The 26,205-nt window shown below is 74.7% G+C and carries 26 protein-coding genes and 1 pseudogene; 15 read left to right on the top strand and 12 right to left on the bottom strand.

Annotated features, from left to right (window positions below):
- Window positions 1-31 precede the first annotated feature (31 nt).
- The 5 genes from ACZ7JZ_RS09265 (at window position 32) to ACZ7JZ_RS09245 (ending at window position 4,742) form a co-directional block, all read left to right on the top strand.
- Window positions 32-1,012, top strand: a complete 981-nt coding sequence (locus ACZ7JZ_RS09265; protein WP_470935170.1) for a class I SAM-dependent methyltransferase — start codon at window positions 32-34, stop codon at window positions 1,010-1,012.
- A gap of 105 nt (window positions 1,013-1,117) precedes the next feature.
- On the top strand, window positions 1,118-1,735 hold the full coding sequence (locus tag ACZ7JZ_RS09260; protein WP_470935167.1) for a dihydrofolate reductase family protein: 618 nt from the start codon (window positions 1,118-1,120) through the stop codon (window positions 1,733-1,735).
- Window positions 1,736-1,949: 214 nt separating this feature from the next.
- Window positions 1,950-2,540, top strand: a complete 591-nt coding sequence (locus tag ACZ7JZ_RS09255) for a DUF4360 domain-containing protein (protein WP_470935270.1) — start codon at window positions 1,950-1,952, stop codon at window positions 2,538-2,540.
- Between the two features lie 246 nt (window positions 2,541-2,786).
- Window positions 2,787-3,677, top strand: coding sequence for a S1 family serine peptidase (locus ACZ7JZ_RS09250; RefSeq protein WP_470935164.1), 891 nt, complete (start codon window positions 2,787-2,789; stop codon window positions 3,675-3,677).
- 150 nt (window positions 3,678-3,827) lie between these two features.
- Window positions 3,828-4,742 (top strand): MurR/RpiR family transcriptional regulator, encoded by a 915-nt coding sequence (locus ACZ7JZ_RS09245; RefSeq protein ID WP_470935161.1) that lies wholly within the window; start codon window positions 3,828-3,830, stop codon window positions 4,740-4,742.
- 47 nt (window positions 4,743-4,789) lie between these two features.
- Here the strand turns inward: ACZ7JZ_RS09245 and ACZ7JZ_RS09240 are convergent, their stop codons facing one another.
- The 3 genes from ACZ7JZ_RS09240 to ACZ7JZ_RS09230 form a co-directional block, all read right to left on the bottom strand.
- Window positions 4,790-6,475, bottom strand: coding sequence for a beta-N-acetylhexosaminidase (locus tag ACZ7JZ_RS09240; RefSeq protein ID WP_470935158.1), 1,686 nt, complete (start codon window positions 6,473-6,475; stop codon window positions 4,790-4,792).
- 182 nt (window positions 6,476-6,657) lie between these two features.
- Complete coding sequence (locus ACZ7JZ_RS09235) at window positions 6,658-7,101, bottom strand: GlcG/HbpS family heme-binding protein (RefSeq protein WP_470935155.1); 444 nt, start codon at window positions 7,099-7,101, stop codon at window positions 6,658-6,660.
- Window positions 7,102-7,148: 47 nt separating this feature from the next.
- A complete protein-coding gene (locus tag ACZ7JZ_RS09230) occupies window positions 7,149-8,372 on the bottom strand; it encodes an MFS transporter (protein WP_470935153.1) in 1,224 nt (407 codons plus the stop codon).
- A gap of 255 nt (window positions 8,373-8,627) precedes the next feature.
- Here ACZ7JZ_RS09230 and ACZ7JZ_RS09225 point away from each other — a divergent pair, with 255 nt between their 5' ends.
- The 6 genes from ACZ7JZ_RS09225 (at window position 8,628) to ACZ7JZ_RS09200 (ending at window position 12,913) form a co-directional block, all read left to right on the top strand.
- Window positions 8,628-9,107 (top strand): MarR family winged helix-turn-helix transcriptional regulator, encoded by a 480-nt coding sequence (locus ACZ7JZ_RS09225; protein ID WP_470935150.1) that lies wholly within the window; start codon window positions 8,628-8,630, stop codon window positions 9,105-9,107.
- A 7-nt stretch (window positions 9,108-9,114) separates the two neighbouring features.
- Complete coding sequence (locus ACZ7JZ_RS09220) at window positions 9,115-9,825, top strand: ribonuclease H family protein (protein ID WP_470935147.1); 711 nt, start codon at window positions 9,115-9,117, stop codon at window positions 9,823-9,825.
- A gap of 382 nt (window positions 9,826-10,207) precedes the next feature.
- Window positions 10,208-10,633, top strand: coding sequence for a hypothetical protein (locus ACZ7JZ_RS09215; protein ID WP_470935144.1), 426 nt, complete (start codon window positions 10,208-10,210; stop codon window positions 10,631-10,633).
- Between the two features lie 63 nt (window positions 10,634-10,696).
- Entirely contained in the window at window positions 10,697-10,996 is a 300-nt protein-coding gene (locus tag ACZ7JZ_RS09210) for a hypothetical protein (RefSeq protein ID WP_470935142.1), read from the top strand.
- Between the two features lie 362 nt (window positions 10,997-11,358).
- Window positions 11,359-12,183: an endonuclease I family protein gene (locus tag ACZ7JZ_RS09205; RefSeq protein WP_470935140.1), complete on the top strand. Its 825-nt coding sequence runs from the start codon at window positions 11,359-11,361 to the stop codon at window positions 12,181-12,183.
- 109 nt (window positions 12,184-12,292) lie between these two features.
- Window positions 12,293-12,913 carry an L-threonylcarbamoyladenylate synthase gene (locus tag ACZ7JZ_RS09200; protein WP_470935137.1) on the top strand — a complete coding sequence of 207 codons (621 nt, stop codon included), beginning with the start codon at window positions 12,293-12,295 and terminating at the stop codon, window positions 12,911-12,913.
- A gap of 379 nt (window positions 12,914-13,292) precedes the next feature.
- Here the strand turns inward: ACZ7JZ_RS09200 and ACZ7JZ_RS09195 are convergent, their stop codons facing one another.
- Window positions 13,293-14,081 (bottom strand): sortase domain-containing protein, encoded by a 789-nt coding sequence (locus ACZ7JZ_RS09195; protein ID WP_470935135.1) that lies wholly within the window; start codon window positions 14,079-14,081, stop codon window positions 13,293-13,295.
- 205 nt (window positions 14,082-14,286) lie between these two features.
- Here ACZ7JZ_RS09195 and ACZ7JZ_RS09190 point away from each other — a divergent pair, with 205 nt between their 5' ends.
- Complete coding sequence (locus tag ACZ7JZ_RS09190) at window positions 14,287-15,495, top strand: low temperature requirement protein A (RefSeq protein ID WP_470935132.1); 1,209 nt, start codon at window positions 14,287-14,289, stop codon at window positions 15,493-15,495.
- Here the strand turns inward: ACZ7JZ_RS09190 and ACZ7JZ_RS09185 are convergent.
- From ACZ7JZ_RS09185 to ACZ7JZ_RS09160, 6 genes and pseudogenes are all read right to left on the bottom strand, one after another.
- Window positions 15,492-16,097, bottom strand: coding sequence for a YdeI/OmpD-associated family protein (locus ACZ7JZ_RS09185; protein ID WP_470935129.1), 606 nt, complete (start codon window positions 16,095-16,097; stop codon window positions 15,492-15,494). The two genes, ACZ7JZ_RS09190 and ACZ7JZ_RS09185, sit on opposite strands and share 4 nt — an antisense overlap.
- A 26-nt stretch (window positions 16,098-16,123) precedes the next feature.
- A pseudogene (locus tag ACZ7JZ_RS09180) lies at window positions 16,124-16,692 on the bottom strand (hydrolase).
- Between the two features lie 97 nt (window positions 16,693-16,789).
- On the bottom strand, window positions 16,790-17,641 hold the full coding sequence (locus ACZ7JZ_RS09175) for a peptidoglycan recognition protein family protein (RefSeq protein ID WP_470935125.1): 852 nt from the start codon (window positions 17,639-17,641) through the stop codon (window positions 16,790-16,792).
- A 419-nt stretch (window positions 17,642-18,060) separates the two neighbouring features.
- Entirely contained in the window at window positions 18,061-18,414 is a 354-nt protein-coding gene (locus tag ACZ7JZ_RS09170; protein WP_470935122.1) for a hypothetical protein, read from the bottom strand.
- An 80-nt stretch (window positions 18,415-18,494) separates the two neighbouring features.
- The gene (locus ACZ7JZ_RS09165) at window positions 18,495-18,833 is read right to left on the bottom strand and encodes a thioredoxin family protein (protein ID WP_470935119.1); all 339 of its coding nucleotides are present in this window, start codon (window positions 18,831-18,833) and stop codon (window positions 18,495-18,497) included.
- Between the two features lie 243 nt (window positions 18,834-19,076).
- Window positions 19,077-19,964: a LysR family transcriptional regulator gene (locus tag ACZ7JZ_RS09160; RefSeq protein WP_470935116.1), complete on the bottom strand. Its 888-nt coding sequence runs from the start codon at window positions 19,962-19,964 to the stop codon at window positions 19,077-19,079.
- Window positions 19,965-20,332: 368 nt separating this feature from the next.
- Between ACZ7JZ_RS09160 and ACZ7JZ_RS09155 the strand changes: the two genes are divergently transcribed.
- A complete protein-coding gene (locus ACZ7JZ_RS09155) occupies window positions 20,333-20,788 on the top strand; it encodes a nucleoside hydrolase (protein WP_470935267.1) in 456 nt (151 codons plus the stop codon).
- Between the two features lie 34 nt (window positions 20,789-20,822).
- Here ACZ7JZ_RS09155 and ACZ7JZ_RS09150 read toward each other — a convergent pair whose 3' ends face one another.
- Both ACZ7JZ_RS09150 and ACZ7JZ_RS09145 read right to left on the bottom strand, forming a co-directional pair.
- Window positions 20,823-22,166: a vanadium-dependent haloperoxidase gene (locus tag ACZ7JZ_RS09150; RefSeq protein ID WP_470935114.1), complete on the bottom strand. Its 1,344-nt coding sequence runs from the start codon at window positions 22,164-22,166 to the stop codon at window positions 20,823-20,825.
- Between the two features lie 183 nt (window positions 22,167-22,349).
- Window positions 22,350-23,300: a glucose-1-phosphate thymidylyltransferase gene (locus ACZ7JZ_RS09145; protein WP_470935111.1), complete on the bottom strand. Its 951-nt coding sequence runs from the start codon at window positions 23,298-23,300 to the stop codon at window positions 22,350-22,352.
- 399 nt (window positions 23,301-23,699) lie between these two features.
- Between ACZ7JZ_RS09145 and ACZ7JZ_RS09140 the strand changes: the two genes are divergently transcribed.
- Window positions 23,700-24,182 (top strand): SRPBCC family protein, encoded by a 483-nt coding sequence (locus ACZ7JZ_RS09140; protein WP_470935108.1) that lies wholly within the window; start codon window positions 23,700-23,702, stop codon window positions 24,180-24,182.
- Between the two features lie 220 nt (window positions 24,183-24,402).
- A complete protein-coding gene (locus tag ACZ7JZ_RS09135) occupies window positions 24,403-26,073 on the top strand; it encodes an MFS transporter (RefSeq protein ID WP_470935105.1) in 1,671 nt (556 codons plus the stop codon).
- Window positions 26,074-26,205 lie beyond the last annotated feature (132 nt).

Raw genomic sequence — 26,205 nt, 5'->3', positions numbered from 1 at the left:
GGACCGGAGCAGCGGGTGCACCCTCGCGGACATGGACACACACCAGGAATCCGCACAGGGCCGTCAGCCGCACGACCACGGTCACGGGAACGGCCACGGCGGCCACGGGAACGGCTCCGGCCACGGGAACGGGCACGGCGGCCACGCCCACGGCACCGAGATCGACTGGGACGCCCTCGCCACCCAGCTCGAACAGAACGGCGAGGTCCAGCTCCCCTCGCTGCACCGGATCGCGGCCCGGCTGCGCGCGCTCGTCGGCCCCGGGCACCCCGTCCGCCGCATCCTCGACGTCGGCAGCGGCCCGGGGGTGATGACCTGCGTGCTCGCGGAGGCCTTCCCCGAGGCCGAGGTGGTGGCCGTGGACGGGACCCCGGGGCTGCTGGACCGCGCCCTGGAGCGGGCCGCGCGCCTCGGGCTGGCCGGGCGGGTCACCGTACGGCACGCCGATCTCCCTGCGGGGCTGGCGGACGGGGCGCTGGGCGCCGCCGACCTGGTCTGGAGCAGCAAGGCGGTGCACCACCTGGGCGACCAGGAGGGCGCGCTGGCCGGGCTGGCCGCCGTACTGCGGCCCGGCGGGCTGCTGGCGGTGTCCGAGGGCGGGCTGCCGATGCGGTTCCTGCCGCGCGAGATCGGGATGGGCACGCCGGGGCTCCAGGCGCGGCTCGACGCGGCGCAGGAGGTGTGGTTCGAGCGGATGCGCACGGAGCTGCCCGGCAGCGTCACGGTGCACGAGGACTGGACGGCGATGTTCGGCCGGGCCGGGCTGGCCTCGCCGCGCACCTTCACCGATCTGCTCGACCTGCCGGCCCCGCTGGGGGCGACCGGCCGGGAGTTCCTGCACGGCCACCTGAGCCGCGTGCACGGCATCGCCGCCGAGTCCCTCGGCGAGGAGGACGCGAAGGTGCTGGGCGTGCTCGTGGACCGGGAGTCCCCGGACGGGATCCTGAACCGCCCGGACGTCTTCCTGCTCTCGGCGGCCACGGTCGTGACCGGCGTGCGCCCGGCCGTCTGACGGCTCCGGGCGGGACCCCGCCCGGCCCCGCCCGCGCCCTCCCGGCCCGGATTCCCCGCGCGTCGTACCCGGGGACCGGGCCGGGCCGCATCGTCTACTGGACCCATGAGGAAGATCACCGCACAGCTCTTCGTGGCCCTCGACGGCGTGGTGGAAGCACCCGAGAAGTGGCACTTCCCCTATTTCGACGACGCGATGGGGGCGGCCGTCGGCACCGACCTCGGGAACGTCGACACCCTGCTGCTGGGGCGCAAGACGTACGACAGCTTCGCCGGGTCCTGGCCGGAGCGGGAGGCGGCGGGCGGCGAGGACGCCCCCTTCGCGAAGGTGCTCGGGGACGCCCGCAAGATCGTCGTCTCCTCGCAGCCGCTCACCTTCACCTGGCGCAACTCCGAACTGCACCAGGGAACCCTGGAGGAGGCCGCGGCGGCCCTGAAGGCGGGCCCGGGCGACACGCCCGTCGCGATCAGCGGCTCGGTGTCCGTGGTCCGCCAGCTGCTCGCGGCCGGGCTGCTGGACGAGCTGCACCTGATGGTGCACCCGATCGCCGTCCGCAGCGGGATGCGGCTCTTCGAGGACGGCATGGAGCCCGTTCCGCTGCGGCTGGTGTCGGCGCAGACCTTCGACACCGGCGTGCTGGACCTGCGCTACGCCCCCGAGGCCGGGCCCCGGGAGGGCTCGTACGAGGACGCCGTCGGCCACCTCCGGGAGCCCGGCGCCTGACAGGGCCGACCGGGTGGACGCGGCGCCGGGGCGGCCCGGCAATACCTGACGGAGCGTCACCAGGGTGATGGAGTGCGGCCGGTAGGTGCGAACCGCGGTGCGGAGTCCCACCCGCACCGCACGAACGGAAGGGACTTCCGTGTTCAGATCCGTGTTCACCGGCGGTGCGGCCGCCGCACTCGTCGCCGTCGCAGCCCTCACCCCGTCCTCGGGAATGGCCGCCCCCCGTCCGCTGCCGGCGGTGCCGGACGGCGCCATCACCATCGGACTCGTCTCCGTCAACGGCTCGGGCTGCCCCCTCGGCAGCGCCAGCGTGGCCGTGTCCCCCGACAACACCGCCTTCACCGTCACGTACAGCAGCTACCTGGCGCAGGCGGGCAAGGGCGCGCTGCCGACCGACTTCCGCAAGAACTGCCAGCTCGGACTGGACGTCAACGTCCCGCAGGGCTACACCTACGCCATCGCCAAGGTCGACTACCGCGGGTTCGCGAGCCTCCAGCCCGGAGCCTCCGGCAGCCAGCAGGCCGGCTACTACTTCCAGGGCATGTCGGGCACCGCGCGCCACAGCCACACCTTCAACGGGCCGCTCGTCAACAACTGGGAGGCGACCGACGTCACCCCGGTCGAGTCCCTGGCCTTCGCGCCCTGCGGTGAGAAGCGCTACTTCAACGTGAACACCGAACTCCGCATCAACGGCGGCACGTCGGACACGGCCAACACCAACAGCTTCATGACCATGGACTCCACCGACGGGGCCTTCAGCACCCTGTACCACTTCGCCTGGAAGCCCTGCCCCGCACGCTGACCCGACGCCCCGCACACCGCGCGCCACCGCGCACCCGGCCCGCCCGCCCGCCGGGAGGTCCTCCCCGGCGGGCGGGCACCGGCGCGCCCCGGCAGCGCTTTCCGGCCTTTCCGATCTTCCCGCCCCGGGCAGTGAACCTCCCCGGCCGGTTCCCCCTCTCGTACGTCGGTACGTGTCCGCAGGTCAACGGCCCTAAAAGTCCGGACCTTTGGACATCCTTACGAGGAAGTTGGAGAACCACCCCCCATGAAGACGTTCCCGTCCGCCTCCCGCGGCCACCGCACGGCCACCGCCGTCCTCGCGGCCTCGGGCGCGGCCCTGGCCCTCTTCGCCGGCGCGGCCGGACCGGCCGCCGCCGCGGTCGCGGCCCCGGACCCCGTCAAGCCCCCGCAGGGCATCATCGGCGGCAAGGAGCAGTCCGACGGCTCCTACCCGTGGATGGCCGCCCTGCTCGGCAAGGGCAAGGGCAGCCCCGTGGACCGGCAGTTCTGCGGCGGCAGCCTCATCGACCGGAACTTCGTGCTGACGGCCGCGCACTGCGTGACCGGCACGAAGCCCAAGGAGATCGAGGTCACCGTCGGCCGCACCGTCCTGTCCGACAAGCGCCAGGGCCACCTGCGCCAGGTCCGCAGCATCGTCTCGCACCCCCGGTACGTGAAGGGCAACGAGGCCTACGATCTCGCCCTGATCGAACTGGCCGAGCCCGTCCGGGGCGTGGCCGCCGTCAAGCTGCCGACCCAGGGCACCGACGCACTGCTGCGCCCGGGCGCCAAGGCCGCGGTCATCGGCTGGGGCAACACGGACACCGACATACCGAGCTACCCCGACCGGCTGCGCGGGGTGACCGTGCCGCTCGTGTCGCACTTCGAGTGCAAGGCCACCTACCCCGGCTACGACAAGGCCGTCAACGTCTGCGCCGGGGTCGAGGGCAGGGACTCCTGCCAGGGCGACAGCGGCGGTCCGCTGTTCCGCCGGGTCGCGGGCCGCACGTACCAGATCGGCATCGTGTCGTACGGCGAGGGCTGCGCGGAGCAGGGCGCCCCCGGCGTCTACACCTCGACCAGCTCCGCGAAGCTGTGGAAGACCCTCGGCGAGTCCGCCGAGGGCAAGCGGGCGCTGAAGCTGCTCGGCCGCTGATCCCCGCGGGGCCGGACCCCGGCCGGACCCCGGTCCGGGCCCGGCCCCGCACCCCGGCGCGCGCACCCCTCCCCCTCTCCGCGATCATGATCACAGCGTGGCCCCTTGGGCTATGTTGGAACACGAGGCGTGACAGAAGGAGGGCGTACCGTGGCATCGGGGCAGCAGGCGCGCGCACAGGCGGCCGCGATCACTCCCGGGCTGTCGTCGGACGAGGCGCGCGGCCCGGCCGACCAGGTGCGCGCGATGTTCGACGGGCAGCGGCTGTCGCCCGGCCAGCGGCGGATCGCCCAGTACCTGATCGACCACCTCACCGAGGCCGCGTTCCTGTCGATCACCGAGATCGCCGAGCGCGCCGGGGTGAGCCAGCCCTCCGTGACCCGCTTCGCCACCTCCCTCGGCTTCACCGGCTACCCCGCCCTGCGCGACGCCCTCCAGCCGCTGGCCCTCAGCGCGGTCGCGGGCTCCCCGCAGAGCCCCGAGCAGATCCGGCGCAACGAGCTCCAGGCCGCGGTGGACGCCGAGATCGAGAACCTGCAGAACGTGCGCCGGCTCCTCGCCGACACGAACCAGGTCCTCGACATCGGCCGGGAGCTCGCCCGGTCCGTCCCGCTCACCGTGCTCGGCCTGCGCATCTCCGTCTCCCTCGCCGAGTACTTCGCCTACGCGGCCCGGCGGATCCACCCCGACGTGCGCCTGGTCACCCGCGGCGGCAGCGTCGCCTACGACGCCCTGCTCCAGTCCCGCTCCGCCGGGGGCACCTGGGTGCTGGCCTTCGCGATGCCGCGGCACGCCAACGAGACCCTGGCGGCGCTGCGGGCGGCCCGCAGCACGGGGCTGCGCGTCGCGCTGATCACCGACCTGACGCTCGGACCGCTGGTCGAGGAGGCCGACGTGGCCCTGACCGCGGGCACGGGCTCGCGGCTCGTGTTCGACTCGTACTCGGCCCCCGGAGTGCTCGCCGCCGCCCTGCTCCAGGCCATGGCGGACGCCGACCCGGAGCGGACTCAGACCAGGCTGGAGGGCTACGAGCAGGTGGCCGACCAGCACAGCTTCTTCCTCTAGACCGCCTCGGCCTCCTCCAGGCCGTCTCCACACCGGATACCGGCGGATCAGCGCAGCCGGTCGGCGAGGGCCTTGAACTCCGTCCAGGACTGCTGCGGGGGCCTCGGGTCCCAGACCTTCTGCGCCAGGGCGGCCAGCGGCATCCGGATGCCGGCGGCCACCTGCGCCTGGGTCTGCGCTCCCGCCAGGTCGCACCACACGGCGAGCCGCGCGCCCAGGATCCGGGAGGCGTACCGGGCGGGCACGGGCGTGGTGCCGCGCAGCACCAGCGGGGTCCACTGCTCGAAGATCCGGCGGCCGGTGGGGTAGGTGAAGCGGTTCGGCTCGCCCAGCACGTAGTACAGGTACTCGTCGTTGAGGTTGACCAGCCTGCGGCCCTCCTCCAGGTACGCGAGGGGCGGGCGGGCGCCCAGTTCGCGGCCCGTCCAGTACTCGACCTCGATGTCCGGCGCGGCCTTGACCACCCCGCCGGGGAACAGTGCGTCGTTCCAGGCCTTGGGGGTCCGGCCCGCGGCCCGCACCACCGCCGCCCGGTCGTTGAGCCAGCCCGCGGCCAGGTCGCGCACGCGCGCCGAGGGCCCGTACCGCTGCCGGGCGGCCTGCGCGAGCTGCGGGAAGGAGGCCTGCGGGTCGCGGCGGACGAGGGCCTGGTACTCGTCCGCGCCCAGGTGCCAGGGGGCGCCCGGGAACAGCGGCAGGTACTCGCGCAGCAGCTCGTCCACGAGCCGGGCCGCGGCCGGGTCGGAGATGTCCACGGCCCCCTTCACCGCCCGGCCCGCCGCATCGCGCAGCTGGAGCCCGGGGTGGGCGCGCAGGACGGCGCCGAGGTGGCCGGGGGAGTCGATCTCGGGGACGACGGTGATGTGGAGGCGGGCGGCGAGGGCGGTGATGCGCCGGACCTCCTCCTTGGTGAGGTGGGGGGTCGAGACGATCTCGGGGTGCGTCTCGGACTCGATCCGGAAGGCCTGGTCGTCGGAGAAGTGCAGGCCGAGCTGGTTGAGCTTGAGGTCGGCCATCTCGCGCAGCCGGTCCTCGATCCAGACCGCGGTGAAGGGCTTGCGGGCGATGTCGAGGTTGAGGCCGCGCTGCGGGGCGGCGGGCGCGTCGCGCACCGTGCCCTCGGGGGCCGCCCCGGCCGCGGCGACGGCCTGCTTGAGGGTCCTGGTGCCGTAGAAGACCCCGGCCTCGTCGGGGCCGGTCACACGGGCGCGGCCGTCCCGGACGGTCAGCGTGTACGACTCGCGGGGACCGGAGCCGGGGGCGGCGAGGGCGAGCTCGACGTCGCCGGGGCCCGCGGCGGAGCCGTCCGAGTAGCCGAGCCGCAGCTCGCCCGCGAGCAGCCTGCCCTCGTCGCCGAGCGCCGCCGCGTCCGCGGCCGGTACGACGACCCGCGCGCCGGGGGCGGGCTTCCAGCCGGGGCCGCGGGCCGGGACGTGCTCGCGTACGGCCGGGACGGTGCGCGGGGCGCTGGACAGCGGGTGGGCGGCCGTCGGCGTGGCGGCGGGCACCCGGGTCGCCGGGGGTACGGGCGCGGGCGCCGTGCCGGGGCCGGTGGGGGCGGCGGTGCCCGGGGGCGCGGCCGGTTCCCGGATCCCGTCGGCCCCGGGGGCCGTGGTGCAGGCGGGTAGGCCGAGGAGCACGAACGCGGCGGCGGCCGCGGCCGCGCAGCCGGTCCGGCCGCGGGGCCGCGGCCGGACCCGGCTGCGCTGCGTGCGGTGCCTCCGTCGGCTCATCACGTGCCCGTACCCCCGGTTCTCCCGTGTACCCGTACCAACCTGGCACGGGGGGCGCGGGCTCGCGACCGGGGGCGGGAGGGGCCTGGGGCGGCCCGGGACGGGCCGGGGGCGCGTCGGGGCGGGCTCACGCCCCGGCCGCCCGCCTCCCCGGGCTCCCGGGCCCGCAGGTCCGCCGGGGCTCAGGCGGCGTCGCGGGCGGCGAGCTCCGCGAGCGCGGCGGCCGCGAAGCCGTGGTCCTCGGCGGGAGCGGCGCCGCCGACCCCGACGGCGCCGATGATGCGGCCCCCGCGGTGGACGGGGAGCCCGCCCGCGATGAAGAGCAGGGGCCGGTCCAGGGCCGTGGGCAGGGTGTGGAAGGGACCGCCGGGGCGGACCGCGTCCACGAGGTCGGCGGTGGGGGCGTCGAGCTGGAGGGCGGTGTAGGCCTTGCGGGTGCTGGTCTCTCCGGAGATCAGCACGGCGCGGTCCGCCCGCCGGAAGGCGAGGAGGTGGCCGCCCGCGTCCAGGACGGTGACGCTGACGAGGGCGCCGGCCGCCTCGGCGGCGGCCCGGGCGGCCGAGACGAGGAGCTCGGCGTCCTCGGTGGTCAGGGGGGCGAAGGCAGTGGCGGGGGTGGTGGACACGGTGGTTCTCCGGAGACGGGGGTGGGGGTGACAGGGGGATGGTGCCGTCAGCGGCCGGCCGCGGCGGCGGCCGTCCCGGCGGCGGGCGCGGGGGGCGCGGCCGCGGTGCGGCCCGCGGCGGGGCCGCCGGTACGGCGCTCCAGCGCGGCGGACACGAAGGCGAGGACCAGTGCGGAGGCGGCGAGGGCGGCGCCGACCCAGTTCGGGGCGGTCCAGCCGAGTCCGGCAGCGATGACGAGCCCGCCGAGCCAGGCGGCGAGGGCGTTGCCGAGGTTGAAGGCGCCGATGTTGACGGCGGAGGCCAGCGTGGGGGCGCCGGCCGCCTGGTCGAGCACCCGCTTCTGCAGGGGCGGCACGGTCGCGAAGCCGAGGGCTCCGATGAGGACGACCGTGGCGGCGGCCCCGGCCTTGGAGTGCGCGGTGAGCGTGAAGAGGGCCAGGACCACGGCCAGCCCGCCCAGGGAGGCGTACAGCATCGGCATCAGCGCCCGGTCGGCGAACCGGCCTCCGATGAGGTTGCCGGCGACCATGCCGAGCCCGAAGAGGACGAGGATCCAGGTGACGGAGGTGTCGGCGAACCCGGCGACCTCGGTCATCATCGGCGCGACGTACGTGATGGCCGCGAAGACCCCGCCGAAGCCCAGCACGGTCATGGCCATGGCCAGCAGGACCTGCACGTTCTTGAAGGCGGCCAGCTCGTGGCGGATGCGGACCCCCTCGGGCCGGGGCAGGTCGGGGACCAGGCGGGCGATGCCGAGCAGTCCGAGGACGCCGAGGGCGGCGACGAGCAGGAACGTGGTCCGCCAGCCGAGGCTCTGGCCGACGAGGGTGCCGAGCGGGACACCGACCACGTTGGCGACGGTCAGGCCGGTGAACATCATCGCGATGGCCCCGGCCTTCTTCTCGGGGGCGACGAGTTCGGCGGCGACGACCGCGCCGATGCCGAAGAAGGCGCCGTGCGCGAGGGAGGCGACGACCCGTCCGCCGAGCATGACGCCGAAGGTGGGGGCGAGGGCGGACAGCACGTTGCCCGCCACGAACAGGCCCATCAGGAGCATCAGCATCCGCTTGCGGGGGATGCGGGTGCCGAGGACGGTCATCAGCGGGGCGCCGAGGACCACGCCGAGGGCGTATCCGGTGACGAGGAGGCCTGCGGTGGGGATGGACACGCCGTAGTCGGCGGCGACCTCGGGGAGCAGGCCCATGATCACGAACTCGGTGGTGCCGATCCCGAAGGCGCCGATGGCCAGGGCGAGGAGGGCGAGGGGCATGGGGGGTCCTTCGAGCGGAGGGGTGCGGTGGCTGCTGCGGCGGGCGCGGTGCGCTGCGGGACCGCCCGGCCGGAGGGGCGCGTCGGTCACGACCGCCGTTTACCAGCGTCCACAATAATTGCAGACGCGGGATATTTGCAAGCGCGGGCTATTTCGTTCGTCGCCTATCCTGGAGGCACCGGCACCGGCCCGGGGCAGCCGCCCCGGTCCGCCGCCCCCGCCACTCGGCCACCCCGGTCCCGCAAGGAGGAGCCCATGACGGCCACGGACAGCGCGCTCACCGCCCTCGCCCAGGGCTGGTGCGCCCTCTCCCTCCTGCACGGGCGCATCGAGGGCCACATCGAGCGGGCCCTGCAGTCCGGGCACGGGCTGAGCGTGCGCGAGTACTCGCTGCTCGACGTGCTCAGCCGCCAGCACAGCGGCCCGGGCGGGCACCTGCGGATGAGCCAGGTCGCCGACGCCGTGGTGCTGAGCCAGAGCGCGACCACGCGGCTGGTCACCAGGCTGGAGGACCGCGGGCTGCTCAACCGCTACCTGTGCGACACCGACCGGCGCGGCATCTACACCGACGTGAGCGCCGCGGGCCTGGAGCTGCTCGCGGCGGCCCGCCCCGCCAACGACGCCGCCCTGCGCGAGGCCCTGGACGAGGCCCGGCTCGTACCGGAACTCGCCCCGCTGGTCGCCGCCGTGGAGAACACCCGGGCCGGCGCGGGCACCCCCGCCGGTGGGGCATGATCGGGGCATGTCTGTACGGATCACTGCCGCCTGCGACGGGGCGGCGAAGGGCAATCCCGGACCGGCCGCCTGGGCCTGGGTCATCGCCGGCCCGGACGGCGAACCGGACCGCTGGGAGGCCGGACCGCTGGGCCGCGCCACGAACAACGTCGGGGAACTGACCGCGCTCCTGCGCCTGCTGGAGGCACTGGAGCCGGGCACGGCCGCCGAGGTGCGGATGGACTCGCAGTACGCCATGAAGGCCGTGACCCAGTGGCTCCCCGCATGGAAGCGCAACGGCTGGAGGACCGCCGCGGGCAAGCCGGTGGCCAACCGCGAGCTCGTCGAGCGCATCGACGCGCTGCTGGCCGACCGCGACGTGGAGTTCCGCCACGTCGCCGCGCACCGGGTGGACGGCGACCGGCTCAACGCCGTCGCCGACCAGGCCGCCAGTGACGCCGCGGTCTCACAGGAGCCCGCCGGCACGGCCCACGGGCACCCGCTCCCGCCGGTGCCCGACCCCGGCCGCGCCGCCCCCGCACGGCGTTCCGCCGGCGCGGCGGCGAAGGGCTCCGCCTCCCCGGCCCGGAAGGCGGCCGGGGGCCGCGGCCGCGCCACGCTCAAGGCGAAGTTCCCCGGCACCTGCCCCTGCGGGCGCCCGTACACCGCGGGCGAGACCATCACCCGGGTCGGCAGCCGCTGGGGCCACCCCGCGTGCGCCGCCGGCGCGGAGGACTGAGGCCGCTCCCCCGCCCGTCCCGCCCGTTCCCCCGCCCCTCCTGCGCCCGGCAGTCCCCTGCGGACTGCCGGGCGCACGGCGTTCCGGGGACCCGCCGCAGGCCACGCCGTTCCTCCGGTTTTCACACCTCGGAGGCGCATGAAATTTTTCATACCCTTGCCTACTCAACGGTATATATATTTACTTCAGTACGGCGCACGGATCACCCGATGCCACGGAGGGCACTCCCCACGCCCTCCCGGACCCCCAGGGCACGGCGTTCCTTCCTCCTCACGCCGGACCCGGGAGGTCCTCGCGGACATCCCGTAGCAGCGCCACGGCGGTCCCGGTCAACCCCTGGGCCGGGACCGCCCCCACCTCCCGAGAACGTGAAGCGACGAGCATGACCATGACTCAGACCTCCCACACCGCGTCCAGCCCCGACTGGCCCGTCCAGGTCAAAAGCCCCGGCAGCCACGAATGGGAACGCTCCGCCGCACGCTGGCTGCGGGACCTGCTGCCGGCCCGGTACGCCGCCTACACCCCGCTCAACCGCCACCCCGTCCTGCTCGCCCGCCACGCGCAGCTCCAGCTCCAGCACGAGATCCGCGCGGTGCGCACCGCCCTGGAGACCAGCCGGGCCGAGCTGCCCTCCCTCGGCGTCGCGGAGGCCGTGATCGAGAACTCGATCCGCATGTACGCCGTGGAGCTCAACCAGCTCGCGCGGCTGGCCCGCGGGGTGCGCCTGGTCGCCGACGCCCTCCAGGCCCCGGCCGGCTCCCACCACCGCCCGGTACGGGCCCCCGTCGGAGCCCAGCGCTCCGGCTGACGGGTCCGCAGCCGCCCCGGGGACGTCTCCTCCGGCCTCGGGCCGCACGCCGGGCTGGCGGTCGTGGACCTGGTGCGGGCGGGCGGGAGCGTGGCCGCCGTCGCGGTGCCCGACGACGGCGGGGGCGCCAAGTCCCCTTCCCTCATCCGTAGTTGGCTGGAGTCCGTGCGCCGCATCTCCTCGCGGCGCACGCTCTACACCGGGTACACGTCGGGGCGCGGCACGGTGGCGTTGACGCGCGGAGCGCGGCTGCTGGTCATCACCTGCGACATCCCCCTGGCCGCTGATCCCGCGGGTCGTGGAATCCCGGCCCGCGACCTCAAGAAGGGGGCGGTGCCGCCCTGCTGGCGGCGCCTGCGCTGACGCGCGGCGGGGCGCAGGAGTACGTGCGGGGGCGGCGGACCGGGTCCGTCGCCCCCGCACACGTTTTCCGGCCACGCCCACCCCCTCGCCGCCTGCCGTTTCCCCGGCCGCCCCGCTTCTTCCGCCGGGCGCCATCCGGTGTTCCCCGGCCCGGCCCGCCGGGTGACGCGGGCCACTCGGAAGTTGTGTCTACGCGGGTTCCGCAGGGGCTTTGCCGCGTGTACCTTCGCCATGCACCGCCGTCATGTGCATGACGCACCGCCTTCACCTGCCCGGCATGACGGGGTGTGAGTCTCTCCCCCACCGACGGAAACCCGCCTCCTCGACCGGCGGGTCCTCAGCGTGCCGAAAGGTTCCCCCACGTGAAGACCACCTTCCGCAGTCCGCGCTGGGCGGCGGTCGCCGCCGTCCCGGCCGCCCTCGCGCTCGCCCTCCTCCAGCTCCCCGCCTCCGCCGCCGCGGCGGACGCCGCATCGGCCGGCACGGCGGACACGGCCGGCACCGCCTACGCCGACTACTACGCCGCCGCCCAGGGCAAGACGGGCGCCCAGCTGGAAGCCGCGCTGCACGGCATCATCAAGAACCAGACCAAGATCTCGTACAGCGCCGTCTGGAACGCCCTGAAGGTGACCGACGAGGACCCGGCCAACCCGGCCAACGTGGTCCTGCTCTACTCCGGCCGCTCCCAGTCGAAGGCCACCAACGGCGGCGGGGTCGACGACTGGAACCGCGAGCACGTGTGGGCGCAGAGCCACGGGAACTTCGGCACCGCCACCGGCCCGGGCACGGACCTGCACCACATACGGCCCGAGGACGTCACGGTCAACAGCACCCGCGGGAACAAGGACTTCGACCACGGCGGCAGCCCGGTCAGCGAGGCCCCCGACAGCCTCACGGACTCCAACTCCTTCGAGCCCCGCGACGAGGTCAAGGGCGACGTGGCCCGGATGATCCTGTACATGTCGGTGCGCTACGAGGGCAACGACGGCTTCGCCGACCTGGAGGTCAACGACCTCATCAACGGCTCGGTCCCCAAGCACGGCCGCCTCAGCGTGCTGAAGCAGTGGAACGAGCTCGACCCGCCGGACGCCTTCGAGCAGCGCCGCAACCAGGTCATCTACGACAGCTTCCAGGGCAACCGGAACCCGTTCATCGACCACCCCGAGTGGGTCGAGGCCATCTGGTAGCCGCTCCCGCGCGGCGCGCCGCGCGCTCCCGGCCCGCGCCCGCCGGCCCGTCCGGCGGGCGCGGCGCCTGCGGTCCCCCGGACGGCCCCGGGAGCCGTACGCTCGGCCCATGGCCAAGTACTTCGACGTGCACCCCGACAACCCCCAGCGGCGCACCCTGACCCATGTCGCCGACCTGATCCGCTCCGGCTCCCTCGTCGCCTACCCGACCGACTCCTGCTTCGCGCTGGGCTGCCAGACCGGCAACCGCGAGGGCATCGCCCGGATCCGGTCGATCCGCAAACTGGACGACCGGCACCACTTCACCCTCGTCTGCCAGAGCTTCGCGCAGATGGGGCAGTACGTCCGGATCGACAACGACGTGTTCCGCGCCGTGAAGGCGGCGACCCCGGGCCCGTACACCTTCATCCTCCCGGCGACCTCGGAGGTGCCGCGCCAGCTGCTGCACCCGAAGAAGAAGACCGTGGGCGTTCGGATCCCCGACCACCGCGTCACCCAGGCCCTGCTGGCGGAGCTGGGCGAGCCGCTGCTGTCGAGCACGCTGCTGCTGCCCGACGAGGCCGAGCCGATGACCCAGGGCTGGGAGATCAAGGAGCGGCTGGACCACGAGGTGGACGCCGTGCTCGACTCCGGGGACTGCGGCACCGAGCCCACCACCGTCGTGGACTTCTCGGACGGCACGGCGGAGATCGTCCGCCGGGGCGCGGGCGACCCCTCGCGCTTCGAGTAGGACCGCCCCGGCCGGTCGCCCGTAGGGGCGGATCTCGCGTACGCGCCCGCGGACGGGAGGGAACTCCCGTACGGGCGTGACCAAACGGCTGGCGGATCGTTTCTCTAGACGTCGCGTCAGATGCACACCGCAATCCCCCCGCGGCGCACGCGACCCGGGGGCCCGGGGAAGACCATCCTCCCCGGGCCCCCGGCCCCTTCCGTTCACCCCCTGCCGGCGGTGGGCCGGGCGCCTGTGGTTGGGCCCCGCCCGGCCCCGCCCCTCCGTTGCGCCCGCGGCACCGGCAGCCGGTGCGGCACCCGGCACCGTACGGGCCGGGTGCCGGCACCACAGCGCCCCGTGGACGGCACAGACGGCACAGACGCGCCGGGGGCGGCCGTCAGCCGGCGGCCGGGGCGGTGGAGCGCAGGACGCCGATCTTGTCGATGCGGTGCTCCGGGTTGCCGTTCTCATCGCTCCAGTAGTTGCCCGCCGCCCGGTCCTCGGGGGTGGCGCAGGTGGAGATCGTGATCATCGCCCGGGTGGGGGTGCGGCCCGGGAAGCCGGGGACCGCGGCGCGCTGCTCGCTCAGCGAGCGCTCCGAGCGGAACGAGGTCTTGCGCGTCGCGGTGATCTCGTACGTGTAGGCCACCCCGGCGGCGGTCACGGTGACCGCCTCCCCCACGCGCAGGGCGGGCAGGTCGCGCAGCGGGCCGCCGGCGGAGAGCCGGTGCGCGGTGACGAGGAAGTTGCCGGTGCGGCCCGGCCCGACCCCGCCGCGCGGGCCGTACGGGCTGGCCGCGACCCCGCGGTTCTGGATCACGGTGCCGGGGCTGTCGTCCGTCGTGCCGACGTATGGGACCACCCGCAGCCCGTGGACGCCGATCGCCGGTATGGAGAGCACGGAGACGGGCGGGACGGCGGCGGGCGAGGGCGCCGCAGCGGGGGCGGCGGGGGCCGGGGGCGCAGCGGGCGCCGCGGGCACGGACGGCGACGGGCCGGCCGGGATCCGGGAGGCGCCCGGGGCGGCGGAGGCGGGTACCGGTACCGGGGCGGGGACGGAGGCGGAAACGGGGACGGGGGCGGCGGGGGCGGCGCTGCCCGGCGATCCGCACGCCGCGGTGAGCGCGAGGGCCAGGGCCGCGAGGGCGCCGGTCAGTGCGGCGGGCGGGGGCAGGGGCACGGCCATGGGCGTCTTCCCGGGTCGGCCGGGCGCCGGCCGCGCCGCGCGGCAGGTGCGGCGGGTGCGGGAGCCCGGGGTGTACCGACAAGCGTTCCACACCGAGCGAGCCGCGCATAAGGCGTTCACCGTGTGAGCTGCACCCCGGGACGCGGCGTGGTGTCATACACAGAGGCGGGCCGCGCAGGCGGCCGCCACGGACCCGGGCGGACCCATGGGCACTCCTCAGTCGGGGGCGGGCACGCAGTCGCAGCAGCCGGAGGGCCGGCACGCGGCCTGGCTCGAGCTCTTCTTCGACCTGGTCTTCGTCGCCCTGGCCGCACAGCTGTCGCACCAGCTGCACGGGGATCCGGGGCTGCGCGAGTTCGGCCTCTTCCTGGCCCTGTACTTCCCGCCCTGGTGGATGTGGGCCAATCTCACCGTCTCCGCGAACCTCTTCGCCGACGACGGTCCGCGCCGCCGGCTGCTGATGCTGTCCGCGATGCTCTGCATCGCCGTGATGGCCGCCGCCGTGCCCGAGGCCGACGGCGACCGCGGACCCGCGTACGCGCTGGGCTACGCGGGCACCCGGCTGGTCCTGCTCGGCCTGTGGTGGCCGGCCACCCGCCTCCCCGGGCCCGCGCGGGTCCCGCGGTGGCGCCCGCTGGCCTACTGCCTGGTCTCGGCGGTGCTGTGGGCGGCGTCCGCCGCCGTGCCCTCGCCGTGGCGGTACGTGATGTGGGCGGCGCTGCTCGTCGCCGAGATGGTGCTGCTGTTCGCCTCGCGCGGGCGCGGGATCCCCGGGCGCATCGACGGCTCGCACCTCGTCGAGCGGGTCGGCCTGTTCGTGATCATCGTGATGGGCGAGTCCGTGATCACGCTGGTGTCGGCCCTGGACCACGCCTGGACCGGGCAGGCGGGGTTCACCGCCCTGCTGGGCTTCGTCCTCCTCGCCACCCTGTGGTGGTCGTACTTCGACTTCGGCTCGGCCGCGGCGGAGACCGTGTTCGGCTCCGCGCGGGACACCGACGCGTACCTGCTCGCCCGCGACGTGGGCGGGGTCCTGCACTTCTTCGTGACCGCCGCCGTCCTCGCCATGGCCGGCGGCCTGGCCACCGCCGTCGAGGAGGCGGGCCACGCGCACCTGCCCACCGGCGCCGTGTGGGCACTGGCCGGCGGTCTGGCCCTCTACCACGCGGCGCACGCCTGCATCGCGCTGCGTTACGGGCGGCCCGCGGGCGCGGTGGCCCGGTGGGCGGTGCCCGGCATCGGGATCCCGCTGCTCGTGGTCTGGGCCGCGGACCACCTCGCCCCCTGGGCGGTCGTGGCCCTCCTCACCGCGGAGGCCGTCGCACACCTCCTGTACGCCCGGGCCCTGCTGCGCCGCCGCCTCGCGGCCGGGGGCACGGGGGGTACCGGCGGGGCGAAGGGGGCCGGTGTCTAGGCAGCCCCGTCGGACAGGGAGCGCAGGGCGCGTTCGAGGCGGGAGGCGCGGGTCCGGGGGGTGCGGGCTTGGAGGAGGGGCAGCACGAGCTGGTAGCGGGCGGTCCTGTCGAGGGCCTCGAAGGCCCGGCGGGCCGCGGGGTCGGCGGCGAGCGCGGCGGCGAGGTCGTCCGGCACCCCGGCGGTCTTCTGGGACGCGTACGCCGCCTCCCAGCGCCCGTCCTCCTGGGCGCGCCGCACCTCGGCGAGGCCCGGCTCGCGCATCCGGCCCGCCGCGGTCAGCTCGGCGACCTTGTCCACGTTGACCCGGGACCACAGGCTGCGGGGGCGGCGGGGGAGGTACTTCTGGAGGTAGTACGAGGCGTCCAGGGACCGCCGCCGGCCGGAGATCCAGCCGTAGCAGAGCCCGATGTCCACGAGCTCGTCGGAGGTGACCGACGGGATGCCGGACCCCTTCTTGGCCACCTTCACCCAGACGCCTTCGGCACGGGTGTGGTGCTCCTCGAGCCAGCCCTCGAAGGCCGGCCCGTCGGCGAAGGCGACGGCCTCCGCGGCGTCCCTGCGCTTGTCGTCCCCCGCGTCCCCCGCGTGCCCGGTGTCCATCGCGCCAGGCTAGTGCCTCCGGCGGATCAGCCCCGCTCCAGGGCCTCGACCACCTCATCGGTGCTGGCGACCCGGCCGAGGCGCGGGAAGATCTTGCCGAAGGTGTGCGCGTGGGAGTCCGCGTCGGTGTCGGCGGTGGCGTCCTCGGCGAAGACGAGCGCGTAGCCGTGCTCCCAGGCCGAGCGGGCCGTGGACTCCACCCCGATGCTGGTGGAGATGCCCGCCAGCACGATCCGGGTCACCCCGCGGCGGCGCAGCTGGAGGTCCAGCTCGGTGCCGGTGAAGGCGCCCCAGTGGCGTTTGGTGACGACGATGTCGCGCGCGCCGCCCGTGAGCGCGTCCGGGAAGTCGGAGAACCCGGCGGGCGGGGTGCCCGCCGGGCCCGGCCGGTCCGCGTCGGCGGGGGCCGGTCGCCGCCGTCCACCGACCAGTCCACCCTGACCAGGACCACGGGCAGTCCCCTGGCCCGGAACGCCTCCGCCAGCCGCACGCCCCGGCGCAGCACCTCCTCGGCGGGGCGGGCGGTCGGCAGCGCCAGGATGCCGCGCTGGAGGTCGATCAGCACGAGGGCGGTGCGGTCGTCGAGGTGCGGCAGTGGCGGCGGCACGGGCCGGTGGCCTCCCTGGCGTCGGCTGTCGGTGTCGGCCCGGTCCGGGGTCGGTCCCGTCCGGGGTCGGCTGTCGCCGGGGCGGCTACCGGAGCGGGCGGACCGAGGCCGGCGGGCCCCCCGGCAGGAATCCCGCTGCCCCCGCGGGCAGGTACTCCGACCTGGCGGCCACCGAACCGAGGTCCCCGCCGCCGGACAGCGGCTGCCACAGCGGCACCGTACGGGTGTCCCCGGTGCGCTCCGCGACGTCGGAGCGGAGCTTCGGGAGCAGGGCGTAGAGGCGGTCGCCGGGGCAGGCGGTCTCGTTGAAGTCCCGGTGGCCGTAGATCTCGTGGGCGGGGAGCCCGTACTGGAGGCAGATGTGGGCGCAGAGCTCGACGAGGGCGGCGTACTGGGCGGCCGGGGGCTCGGCCTTGGTGTACGTGCCCTCGTTCTCGATGCCGATGGCCACGGAGTTCTGGCCCACGCAGTGCGCGGCGCGGACCTGCTGGTAGCCGCCGCGCAGGGCGGCGAGGCTGCTGTGGCGGCCCTCCATCACGTAGGCGCCGCGGCTGACGGTGAAGTGCTGGCCGGTGTCGATCCAGCGCTGGGTGTCCATGTGGTACGTCTGGATCGCGCGGGCGAGGGCGAAGGCGCGTTCACGGGAGTAGTCGGTGACGTTCGCGGTCGCGGTGTGGTGGACGATGATGCGCTGCGGGGGCGTGGAGAGCAGCGCGACCCCCTCGGAGGGGGCGCGCGCCCCCCACGTATCGCAGCCGGCGATCTCGGGGCCGGCGTAGGCGGCGCGCGCGGGGGCGCCGAGGGCGGTGCCGGTGAACGGTACGGCTGCGGAGGCGCCGAGGGCGAGGATGCCGGTGAGGAGCGTCCGGCGGACGAGGCGGGGCGGGGCGGCGGGGTCGCAGCCCGGGGTGGCGGCGGCGGGGGGCTGTGATGTCATCGGATTTCCGTCCGTCGTGTGGGGAGGGCGCCCATTGAAGGGGGCTCGCGGGTGCGGGGCGGCCAGGCGCTCCGGGGGACGGCTGACTGGGGGCCCATTCGGACCCCTTTGCAGCACACGCCGTTCCGTGCGGCGCGGGCTCCTCCCCTACCCCGCCCCTCCCCACTCCCGGGCCTCCGCCCCGGACCCGCCGGCACCCACCCCGGGGCTCCGCCCCGGACCCCGCGCCTCAAACGCCGGCGAGGCTGGATTTTGCCGACCCCGACCCCACACGGGACCACCACACCGCGCGCCCCCAGGCCCTCAAGGCCGTACGAAGGTCCTTTCAGCCCGCGCGGCGATTGAGCGCACCGGGCGCGGAGCGGGCGGTGGGGGGGTGCTGCCCCGGGGGCGGGGCCGGGGCAGCGGCGGGGCGGATGCTACTCCGACGCGTCCGGGTCCGTGCTGGGGCCGATCCAGTCGGGATGCGCTTCGGCGTCGGCCGCCACCGCGCCCGGCCCGTTCCAGGCCGCCGCGGTGCCGGAACCGTCGGCCTCGGCCACCGCCCCGGGGCCGATCCAGACCGCCTCGGCGGTCCCTTCGGCGGGGGCGGCTCCGGGGCCCATCCAGTCCGGGGCCGGTGCCTCGGGCGCGTCGGCCGGTACGGCGCTCGGGCCGATCCAGACCCCCTCGGCGGAGGCCGCCGGATCGGTGTCCGCGTGCTGGACGTTGTCGGCGGACGGGTCCGCCCCGTCTCCGGGTACGGGTTCGCGTACGGGTTCGTTCGTTTCCACGGTTCCCCCTCGGGCTTCGGTTCGCTTGCCCTGCAGGGGGTGTGACGCACCGTCGGGGGAGGGGGTTCCCCGCGCCGGGCTCAGAGGTGGGGGGAGAGGAAGTCCGCGAGGGCTTCGCGGGTCAGGGGGCCGTCTGCCGTGGCCACCGCCTCCCCGGCCAGGATCAGTACGAAGGACGGCGCGCCCGTCACTCCGTAGCGGCGGGTGGTCTCCGGGCAGCGGGTGATGTCCGTCTTGACCACGGTCAGGTGCGGCCCGTGCTGCCGGGCGGCCTCGCCGGCGAGCACGTCCATCTCCTTGCAGGCCGCGGCCGCCTTGGGCCACGTACCGGAGAAGTAGGCGAGGACCGGCCCGGTCACCATCGACAGGACGAAGGCGAACTCCGCGTCCTCCAGGGGCTGGTGGAACCCACTCGCCATGTGCTGTCTGCTCCTCGGTACGACGGGGTCGGCTCGTTCGGCCGGTCCGGCCGGTTTGTCCAGCGTACGGGTTCCATCATCGCGTACCGGCGCCGCTCAACACGATCATCGGACCGGTGCCGGATGTGCCGGGGTCCGCGCGGCCGCCGTTCTACAGTGGCCTCGCGTCTCCCCGGGCCGGAACGGCGTATGTGCCGCACGGATGCCGATGCGGCGGGCCGCGCCCGCTCCGGTCCGGGGGGATCAGCGGCCGCAGTGGCGCACCACGGTGTCCGCGAAGGCGCGGGCCGCCGGTGAGAGCGCGTCCCAGCGGCGGACCGCCCAGCCCGCGGAGAGCGCGGGCAGCTCGGGCAGCGGTACGAGTCTCAGGTCGGGGTGCCCGGGCCCGCGCCAGCCGGGCAGCGCGGGGACCACGGCGTGGCCGAGGCCGAGTTCGGCGAGCAGGATGGCCGTGTCCCAGTCGGCGACGCTGGTGTCGGAGGTGGCGCGTACCCCGGCCGCGGTGAGGGCCGCGTCGAGCCGGGCCCGCGAGGTGGAGTTCCCGGGCAGCCGGATGTGCCGGATGCCGGCCAGTTCGGCGACCCCGATGCTTTCGCGGGCCGCGAGCGGGTCGCCGGCGTGGACGGCCAGTACCCACGGCAGTTCGATGACCGGCCGCTGCTCGATCCCCCGCACCGGGGGCCCGATGGTGATCCACGCGAGGTCGAGGTCGTGCCCGGCGAGGGCCTCGAAGCAGCTGCTGCTCGAGTTCTCCGTCTGGAACTCCAGGGTCACCAGAGGGTGGCTGCGGCGGAAGTCCACCACGGCCGCGGACATGAAGTGCCGGACGGTGGTGGCGCCGGTGGTGACGCGTACGGATCCGCCGGCCTCCCCGCCGGATTCCGCGAGGCGCCGTACGGCCCGGTCGATCCCGCCGAGGCCCTCGGCCGCCGCGGACCACAGGATGCGGCCGGCGGAGGTGGGTACGGTCCCCCGCGGGTGTCGCTCCAGCAGGACGGCCCCCGTCTCCCGTTCGAGCCGTCTGACGTGCTGGCTGACGGCGGACTGGGTGCAGGAGAGCGCGCGGGCCGCGGAACTGAGGCTGCCGGTGCGGCAGACGGCGACGAAGACGCGCAGATCATCGAGGGTCACGGGCCGGACGCTACCGAGCACCTGCCCCAAGCTGTGACGTGGGGGCCTGGTAGGGGATCCGAGGATTGACTTGGGTTCCGGGCGGCCGCGAAGATCTCTACGGGCCCAGGGCGGCAACCCGGCCCGCGTCAAGGCGCGTTCCGGGTGCCGACCCACCCGCCGGCCGCCGTCCGTCCCGCCGCCCCGTCCGCCGCGGGATCAGGGGCGGTGGACGTGCACGGGGTGTCCGGGCTGGACGGTCCGCGGTTCCCGGATCCGGTGCTGGACGTCGTACCCGAGCACGCGGTGGACCTGATCCACCGGATCCTCACCGCGCACCCGGAGCCGGTGACCCTGGTGCCCACCGCACCCCGGCCGCCGAGTTCAACATCCACGCCGATCCCGAGGCGGCGGACATCGTCTTCCGCAGCGGGGTGCCGCTGACCATGTGCGGGCTGAACGTCACGCACCAGGCGCTGGTGACCCCGGACGTGCTGGCCCGGTTCGAGGGGCTGGGGACCGGACTGGGGCTGACCTGCGCCGAGTTGATGGGTTTCGGCGCCGGCACCTACCGCAGGCTGTGGGGTTGCGAGCACCCGCCGCTGCACGGTCCGGTGGCGGTGGCACGGGTCATCGATCCCGGGATCGTGCACTGCGTGGACGCGAACGTGGCCGTGGAACTGCACGGTACGCACACCCGCGGGGCCACCGTCGTCGATCCGCACGGCTACCTGGGCCGCCCGGTCGACGCCCGCGTCGGGATGGTCCTGGAACGGGAGCTGTTCTGGGACCGGCTGCTCGCGGCGGTGGCGGCGCTGGGCGGGCCCGCGCCGCACCGGGCCTGATCCGGGCGGCCGGGGCTGCCCGGGCAGCCCCGGCTCAGCGCCCGCACAGCGGGCGGAAGTGGCGGTTCACCCCCCAGACGGCGAGCCGGGTGCCGGTCCTGTTGCCGATGGAGTCGGCGTGCCGGGTGTGGACGCCCTCCCAGACCCGGCCGTCGACCACGTCGCGGTTGTACTCGTGCGCGTACGTGTAGTGCCGGGTGGTGCCGGTGGTCTTGGAGGTGAGCGTGAGCTCGATCCTCGGGGTGCGCAGCACCGCCGTCACGGCTCCGGTGAGCGCGCCGCCGACGGTCGCGTGCCCGCTGAGGTAGTCCGGGTGGGCGGGGGTCTCGATGAACGGCTCCCAGGCGGCGTCCGCGCCGCCCGCCAGGCGGATCGCGGTGACGGGCCGCCAACTGCCGTAGTGGAGTTTGGAGTCCCAGGCGGTGACGACCGCGTCCATCATGGCGGCGCTGCCGGCGGCCAGCAGCCGGGCGGTGTCCGCGAGGTCCATGCCCCGCCGCCGCGCGAGGTCCCCGAGGGCCTCGTCGTAGCCGAGGTTCCCGGCGAAGAAGCGGGCGGTGTCGGTCTGTTCGGGGGTGCGGCGGGAGCCGGTGAGCCCGCCCGTGGCGCGGACCTCGGCCATGTCGGCGTCGTGGCGGCGGGTGCCGGGGCCCGGCGGCGGGCCGGGGCGGAACTGCTCGGGCGAGTCGAGGAGCAGGGGGCGCAGCCGGCCGAGCCACGCGTCGGAGAAGGGGCGGTACGCGGGCGGCGTGGGGCGCCAGATGCCGGGGGCGGGCGCCTTCGCGAACCGGACCGGGGCGAACCGGCCGTCGTCGCGGCGCAGGGCGATGACCCGGTCGGCGGCGAGCCGTCCGAAGGCGGCCCCCTCGTCCTCGGCCCGGCCGTCGGGGATCTTGGCGAGGGAGGCGGCGTACGCGGAGTCGAGCCGCTTCTTCGAGGCCGGGAAGTAGGTGAGCAGGACCCGGTGGGCGGCGGCCGCGGCGGCGGCCTCCGGGGAGGCGGTCCGGGGGCCGCGGGCCTGCCAGCGGTAGGGGGCGTAGCGGCCCTGGATGCCGGTGACGGCGTTGTACACGGCGGTGGCGGCGAAGGCCTTCCAGACGAAGGGCTCGGGGGCGGGCCGCCGGGCGTCGTTGACGACGGCGGAGGCGGTGGCCGTCCAGTCGCGCACCACGTCGGGTGAGGCCGCGGGCCCGCCGGGCGCGGTGCGGTGCGGTGCGTGGGCGCCGGGCGGGCAGTACGGCGGGAACGAGGGGGAGCCGTCGTGACGGTCCCCCGCGAGGGCCGCGGCGGGGACGGCGGCGAGGGCGCAGAGGGCGAGCGCGGCGGACGCGGCGCGGGCGGACCGGCGTCTTCCGGACCCGGGCCGGTTGCTCTTCACGGACAGCGGACCTCCCGTGCGGTGCGCCGCCGGCGGTGGCGGGCGGACAGCAGGATGCTACCGACGGGCCCGTGGACGGCAGGGATTGTCACCGCCCCGCCCGCGCGCCCCGGCGCATCCGGCCCAGTCCGGCGCGGCCGGGTCCGCAGCCGCGCGCCGCGGTCCCCGCCCGGTCCATGGCGGTCAGCGGGTCGCGCCCTCCTTCCGGCGGGCGGCGCCGCCGACGAGGGTGCCGCGCAGGGTGAAGGGTGCTTCGAGGCGGGTGCCGGCGACGACGATGGTGTCGGTGAGGGCGCCGCCGCGCAGGACGCTGCCGGGGCCGACCGAGGTGCCCGGCCCCACGGTGCAGTCCTCTACCACCGCGTCCTCGCCGATGACCGCGGGGCCCGTGATCCGGGAGCGCACCACGCGGGCGCCGGGGGCGACGGTCACGGGTCCGGTGAGCACGCTCGCCTCCACCTCTCCGCGGACGGCGGGCGCGAGGTCCGCCAGCAGCCGCCGGTTGCAGTCGAGCACGTCCTCGATGCGGCCCGCGTCGCGCCAGTAGCCCTCGTACGCACCCGCCGTGACCTCGGCCCCGCTGCGGATGAGCCAGCGGACGGCGTCCGTGATCTCCAACTCCCCCCGGGCGCTGGGGGTGATGGCGGCCACGGCCCGGTGGATGGCGGAGGTGAAGAAGTAGACGCCGACCACGGCGAGGTTGCTGCGCGGCCGCTGCGGCTTCTCCTGGAGATCCAGCACCCGCCCGCGGGCGTCGAGTTCGGGTACGCCGAAGGCCCGGGGATCGGGTACCTCGTGCACCACGAGCCGCGCCGCGGCGGTATCCGCGATGAATTCCGCGGCATTGCGGCCGATACCCTCGGACAGAATGTTGTCCCCCAGGTACAGAATGAAGTCGTCGTCTCCGAGAAATGGTCTGGCGATTTTCACGCAGTGCGCGAGACCGAGCGGGCGCGCCTGTCGGATATAAGTGATCCGGACTCCGAAGCGGCTGCCGTCGCCGAGCGCGCCGGAAATCATCCCGGCCCAGTCGCCGACGACTATTGCGATATCTGTCACACCCACGCCGCGCAGATCTTCGAGAACGTATTCGAGGACGGGCCGATTGGCAATCGGAATTAGCTGCTTCGGCATGTAAGAGCTGAAGGGGCGCAGGCGCGCAGCCGTCCCCCCGGCCAGGACTAGGGCTTTCATCGGTTGGTCCTCCCCCGGTCGGGCGCCCGCCGGGCTGCCGCCGGGCGCCGGTTATTTCATCCTGTGCAGGGGTTCGGGCGGCCGCATCTCCCATCGTGCGATGGGGCTCCTCCCCGATGCTTCTCGGACATCTTCAATTCCACCGACACCTTTCGCATTCATGCTGGTACGTAGAACACGCGTGCCCGATCGATTTCAAGCCGAAAGCGGACTGCGGGCCGGATCCGTGGAGAGCAATCTGGAAGAAGACACCGGATGTCGGGGCGTGCGAGTCTTCCTGATGTGGCGACCTTGTGACAGGACGGCACTGCATGTACAGCACTCAGAAGGGACAGGACGTTGACGGAAGCAGCAAACCCCGACTTCCACGAGATCGCTTTCACCAAGGTGCTCGACGCACCCCGTGACAAGGTGTTCCGGGCCTGGGTCGAGCGGGAGCGCTTCAGCCGCTGGTGGGGCGGCGAGGGGTGCACCACTCCCCTGGACACGGTGACGATCGACGCCCGGGACGGCGGCCAGTGGACCGCCACGATGATCATCGACGACGGCGGGATGGAGATCCCCTTCCACGGCGTCTACCAGGAGATCCGCGAGCCCGAGTACCTGGCGTTCACGCTGATCGACCCCAAGGACGCGGGCGAGCGCGCGGAGCGCGGCGAGGCCGAGGGCGAAGCCGTGACGGTGACCCTGAAGGACCTGGACGGCAAGACGGAGCTGACCTTCGTCCAGTCCGGGCACCTCGACGCCTCGCAGCTGGAAGAGGCGAAGGCCGGCTGGGAGAGCATGATCGACTCCCTGGGCGCCTACGCCGCTTCTTCCTGATCCTCCTCCCGCCGGGGCCCGACACGGCTCCGACCGGCTGATTTCCCGGATCCGGCGCACGGGGGATGGGCAGGGCCGCCACGGCCGCGCCCATCCCCCTCGGCGTATCCGCCCCTTTGCGGCGACACCGAACCGACCGATCCGCACACCCGAGATACCCGACATACGCGATATGCCGACACATCGACATACCGACGCACATGGACATGAGAGGACCGTTATGGAGACGGCTGCCCACACGGGCTCCGGCGTACGAGCCGGGAGGAAGGAGTGGATCGGTCTCGCCGTGCTGGGCCTGCCGACACTCCTGTTGTCACTCGACCTGAGCGTGCTCTACCTGGCGCTGCCGCAGCTGAGCGTGGACCTGGGGGCCTCCGCGGTCCAGCAGCTGTGGATCACCGATATCTACGGCTTCCTGATCGCGGGCTTCCTGGTCACGATGGGGACGCTCGGCGACCGCATCGGCCGCAAGAAGCTGCTGCTCATCGGGGCGACTGCCTTCGCCCTGGCCTCGCTGATCGCGGCGTACTCGGGCAGCGCCGAGATGCTGATCGTCAGCCGGGCGCTGATGGGCGTGGCCGGCGCCACCCTGATGCCGTCCACCCTGGCCCTGATCAGCACGATGTTCCTCGACCCCAAGCAGCAGGCCGTGGCCTTCTCGGTCTGGATGAGCTGCTTCATGGGCGGCATGGCGCTGGGCCCGGTCATCGGCGGCGTACTGCTGGAGTTCTTCTGGTGGGGCGCGGTCTTCCTGCTCGGCGTGCCGGTGATGCTGCTGCTGCTGGTGACGGCCCCGTCGCTGCTGCCCGAGTACAAGGACCCGGAAGCGGGCCGGCTGGACCCGGCCAGCGTGCTGCTGTCGCTCGGCGCGATCCTGCCCTTCATCTACGGGCTCAAGGAGATCGCCAAGCACGGGGCGGGCGCGGTGCCGCTGCTGACGGTGGCGGCCGGCCTGGCCATCGGCTTCGTCTTCGTACGGCGTCAGCGCAGCCTGGCGAACCCGCTGCTGGACCTGCGGCTGTTCGCGAACAAGACCTTCCGGGCGGCGCTGTCCATCACGATGCTGGGCGGCCTGATGGCCGGTACGCACCTGTTCGTCAACCTCTACCTCCAGACCGTGGAGGGCCTGAGCCCGCTGGAGTCGGCCCTGTGGCTGATCCCGTCGGCCCTGGTCACCATCGCGAGCGTGATGTTCGCCCCGGCCCTGACCAAGAAGATGCGGCCGGGCTACGCGATGGCGGCGGGCCTGGTGGTCGTGGGCATCGGGTACTTCCTGATGACGCAGGTCGACGCGAAGGGCGGGCTCCCGCTGCTGGTGGCGGGCATGGTCGTGGCCGCCGCGGGCATCGGCCCGATGGGATCGCTCGGCACCGGGCTGGCGCTGGGCTCGGCCCCGCCGGAGAAGGCCGGTTCCGCGGCCTCGCTCTCCGAGACGGGCGGCGAGTTCGGCATCGCGATGGGCGTGGCCACCATGGGCATCATCGGCACCGCGGTCTACCGCACCGAGATCGCCGACGCGGTGACCTCGGAGGTTCCGGCGGGGCTGGCGGACACCGCCCGCGAGAGCATCTCCGGTGCGGTCGCGGCCGCTTCCGAGCTCGGCGGCACGATGGGCGCGAGCCTGCTGGAGGGGGCCCGGGAGGCCTTCACCGCCAGCCTCAACACCACGGCCGCGGTCAGCACGGCGCTGGCGCTGCTGCTGGCGCTGATGTCGGCGGTCACCCTCCGGCACGTGCCGGCGGCCGGGGACGCGGAGGCCGGCGGGGACGGCGGGTTCGCAGCGGAGGACGGCGGACTCGACGCATCCGGCGCATCCGGTGCGGACGCCGCGGCCGGGGTGCACGTACCGGCCGGGGAGCCGGCCCGTACGCCGGTCACCACGGCGGACTGACCCGCCCGCACCCACGGCGCACCCCATACGAGGGCGCCGGTCCCGGGACCCGCAAGGGCCCCGGCACCGGCGCCCTCCGCCGTTTCCGCCGTCTCCGCCACCCGGCGGGCAAACGGGCCGGGCGGGTACCCG

Source organism: Streptomyces sp. NPDC038213 (genome assembly GCF_055600495.1).
Note: the sequence above shows the minus strand (reverse complement) of the source record. Positions and strands in the feature narration are given on the sequence as shown.